The organism is Succinivibrio faecicola (assembly GCF_019448115.1).
Classification (GTDB): Bacteria; Pseudomonadota; Gammaproteobacteria; order Enterobacterales; family Succinivibrionaceae; genus Succinivibrio; species Succinivibrio faecicola.
The window spans coordinates 1-3867 of record NZ_JAGFNY010000060.1; the positions used below are offsets into that span (position 1 = coordinate 1).

Annotated in this window: 3 protein-coding genes; 2 read left to right on the forward strand and 1 reads right to left on the reverse strand. The window is 33.5% G+C overall.

Annotated features, from left to right (window positions below; genetic code table 11):
• Positions 1-287: 287 nt before the first annotated feature.
• Together J5V48_RS09495 and J5V48_RS09500 are read left to right on the forward strand one after the other, a co-directional pair.
• The gene (locus tag J5V48_RS09495) at positions 288-599 is read left to right on the forward strand and encodes a transposase family protein (protein ID WP_219938361.1); all 312 of its coding nucleotides are present in this window, start codon (positions 288-290) and stop codon (positions 597-599) included.
• Positions 600-1089: 490 nt separating this feature from the next.
• Positions 1090-1938 (forward strand): aminotransferase class IV, encoded by an 849-nt coding sequence (locus J5V48_RS09500; RefSeq protein ID WP_219938363.1) that lies wholly within the window; start codon positions 1090-1092, stop codon positions 1936-1938.
• A gap of 105 nt (positions 1939-2043) precedes the next feature.
• Here J5V48_RS09500 and J5V48_RS09505 read toward each other — a convergent pair whose 3' ends face one another.
• Positions 2044-3384, reverse strand: coding sequence for an ATP-binding protein (locus tag J5V48_RS09505; protein ID WP_219938365.1), 1341 nt, complete (start codon positions 3382-3384; stop codon positions 2044-2046).
• Between the last annotated feature and the right edge of the window lie 483 nt (positions 3385-3867).

Here is a 3867-nt window from a genome sequence, read left to right on the forward strand (position 1 = left end):
AGCAGACTGTACGCTAACTACAGCCATTTATAATTTTAGACAAATGTGACCAATGTCCGCTTCATTTGGTCACCGTAGCTTTTTTTTTATACTAAAAGTGAGAGGTTGCTCACACTTAGATCAGGGGCTACGCATGAAATTTTAACAATAATTTGTGCAAACCAAAGCTCATAGCAGCAAGGTGTTCTTTAAAAATTCAATCGCAAAAGCGCATACAATTTAGATCTATTAATTCATTTCCTCTTTAGCTACAATCACTGTAGTTGATAATTGTAGGAAAGAGTTTAATGGCATTAAGAGACGCAGTAGAGGTAATGATGGGGAAACTCGTCGTTACTGATACAAGACAAAAGGTAAAGGTGAAATATCCTTTATTGCCGACTCTTTTTGGCATTATCATCGCTTGGGTATGTGGCAACAATAGCTGTGTTGCGGTTGCTGATTATTGGGAAGACAACAGAGACTTTCTAAAAGAAAGCATTCCTGGCTTTCCAGATCATAACATCTCCCACGATACCGTTAATAGATTACTAAGCGTAATTAAGATGTCTGAACTCCAAGATTTTTATATTTCTCAATTGAAGGAGAAGCGCCTGTGATAGACAAATCTAATTACTATAGAATAAAGTAACGTCAATTAACTCTTGGTGGATGTTAGATTATTGCATTAAATTAAGTCTATTTTCGAACAAGAAAAATACTGCACTTGCTACAGTCAAAGATTTATTTGCTGTAGTTAATTGTAGGTTACCATGAAGTTGTCATGAGACTATCAGGTAAGATGAAATCCTAAGGCTAAAGTCCTACCTAAAGCTTACTTTAGCCTTTGTATTTGTTTAAAAGTGTAAAAAGTAAAGTTTTTTCACCGCACATCAAATAAAAATAAATATTCAATAAAACCGCATATAAATGCCATCTTTGCACATTGTAACTACAAAAGCATAATTTATTTTCTTAAGTTAACTAAATCTAAAACATCTGGCACTATAATCTTTGTAATTGCCTTTGGTTTTGGTAATATAACTTTCTTTAGTTTTAAGATGTACAAAGATGACTTGTAGTCATCTTTGTCAGTATAGGTGAGTGCAAATGAAATATGTCGGATACTACAACGGCAAGATTGGTCCATATGAGGAAATGACCATCCCTATGTCAGATAGATCTATTTACTTTGGTGATGGCTGTTATGACGCTACAACCTTTTGTAATCAGCATATCTTTGCACTAAACGATCACTTAGATAGATTTTACAATAGCTGTAAGCTCTTAGAAATTGAGTTTAAGATGAGTCGTGAGGAATTAACTATAGAGCTTAACAAGTGTATAGAAGCTAATGAGTGTGATCATGGCATGATCTACTGGCAGTGCACTCGTGGTTGTGGTGTTCGCTCTCATGCCTTTCCACCAAAAGAGGTAAAACCAAATCTTTTGATAATATCAGTTCCACTTGAGCTGGTACCTTTTGATACTCGTGCTCGCTTAATCACCATGGAAGACACCAGATATGAGCATTGCAATATTAAGACTTTAAACTTAATACCAAATGTCATGGTAGCTCAGCGTTGTGTAGAAAAGAACTGCTTTGAGACTGTATTCCACAGAAAAGGCATTGTCACAGAGTGTGCTCATTCTAATGTACTAATACTAAAGGATGGTGTGCTACAAACTCACGAGTTAGATAACTACATCCTACCAGGTGTAACTCTAAAGCATCTTTTGAAACTAGCTCCAACAGTTGGTTTAAAGACTAAGATTAAAGCCTTCACTTTAGATGAATTATTTAACGCAGATGAAATCATTGTAAGTAGCTCTGGTGGCTTTTGCATTGGTGCTTATGAGATTGACGGGAAAGCTGTTGGAGGTAAAGATCATCAATCTCTTGTAAAGCTACAACAAGCTTATGATGAGTTTTACAAAAGGAATATCGGTCTGATTTAATTTGTTGATAATCAAAGCTTGACAAACAGGTATTTTGCTTTCGTGCATATCTTAAAATGCACGAAAGGTTGCTTGAAACTCATGCTTTAATAAGACAACAATCTCTTAAAGTTGTCTTTGCTTTAATGCTAGAGAAATTAACTTATCAGCTTTATCTGCAAGAAACAGCGGAATATTTAGCATATCCTCATCTAGTCTTAAATTGTCTAATGAGAAACGTACTCTAAGCTTGGTTTGCTCTTTAAATAATTCCTTGTACTTTTTTAAGCTAGTAGCTTTAGTGTTTGTATCTGCTTTAACTTCAATTGGAAAAATATCGTTTGCTCTCTGAATTAAAAAATCTACTTCATAAGGTGGATTGTTTTGAGACCAATATCTTGGTGTAACTTCAAACTGATTTACTAATGCTTGTAAGACATAGTTTTCACTTAAAGCTCCTTTAAACTCTGTAAACAATCTATTACCTTCAATAAATGCGCTAGGATCAAGTTGTGAAAGTCGTCTTAAAAGCCCTACATCAGAAAGATAGATTTTAAAAGCTGACAAATCGTCATAGGCTGCTATAGGGAGGTTTGGTTTATTACATCTGTAGATCTTATGGACTAATTGACCATTCACAAGCCACTGTAATGCATCCTCATATTCTCTTGCCCTAGCACCTTCTTTTACTACTTTAAATAGGAACTTTTTGTTTTCTTTGGCTAGTTGAGACGGAATAGATTTAAATATCAAAGTGATTTTTGGAAATTCATTTACATTAGGATGTTTACCAAAATCTGCTTCATAAGATTGGAGTATGTTTGATAGAGCCTCTTGTATTTTTTGAACTTTTTTATTTTCTGTCCACATGAGCACAGACTCTGGCATACCACCTGTTACAAAGTACATCTTTAATTTCTCATAAAGAGGGTTAAAAAATGCATCAGCAATTGGAGTGATCTCATCAATTGAGTCCATGAAATTTACTAAGTTCAAATCGTTATTTGCCATTAAAAACTCAGTGAACGACATCGGATTTATTTGTAAAAAAATAACTTTACCTACAGGAAAAGATGAAGGTTTAGCTAATGCAACACCAAGAAGAGAGCCCGCACAAGCTAAATGGTATTCTGGTGCATTCTCGCAGAAATATTTTAGAGAATTGATAACATTAGGACAGTCTTGAATCTCGTCGAATATAATTAAGGTATTATTCTTCTCAATATCTTGACCGCTAGCCATGATTAGATTATCTAGGATCCGCTTAACATCCTTGGTGGTTTCAAAAAATTGTTTGTACTCAGGACTCTCATCAAAGTTGAAGTAAGCGGTGTTTTTATAATAACGTTTACCGAACTCTTTTAAAATCCAAGTTTTGCCAACCTGTCGTACGCCTTTAAGAAGTAGTGGCTTCCTGAATTCAGAGTTCTTCCACTCTAGCAATTTATTTAATACCAATCGTTCCATAAGTCTATCATCACACTTTTATATAGTATTTTACCTAAAAAATCACACAATTATTAAATAATTATAGCAATAAGAAAATGACTTGTGTAAATATATTTTGCAGAAGTAATTTATGTGTTAAAGTGGTTATTTATAAGGTCTATATAAAAAGAAAATTGTATTCTATATAAGTGAGTAATTATAAACGATCACGTTTTTATAACTGTTTTAGGATAATATAATCACACGTTTATAGGTGTTTTGATAGTAAATTATCACACTTTTATTAAAAATGATGAGGAGTTGTTTTTTCTGAACTCTGAAGATAAGTCTGGTTATAGATTAAAGAGCATTCTAGATAAGCTTTTAGGTATGATATTCAATGAATATTTGATAATCTTCGAGGTGGTCGAAAAAATAAGAGCCATAAAACCCAAACTTTGCAAATCTAGATAGACGATCAAAGTAAGATATATACAAAAAGTTAAAAAAAAACGCATAAGA

Coding starts and splice junctions, on each gene's coding strand:
- J5V48_RS09495 (WP_219938361.1), top strand. CDS start 288: ATGGCATTAAGAGACGCAGTAGAGGTAATGATGGGGAAACTCGTCGTT.
- J5V48_RS09500 (WP_219938363.1), top strand. CDS start 1,090: ATGAAATATGTCGGATACTACAACGGCAAGATTGGTCCATATGAGGAA.
- J5V48_RS09505 (WP_219938365.1), bottom strand. CDS start 3,384: ATGGAACGATTGGTATTAAATAAATTGCTAGAGTGGAAGAACTCTGAA.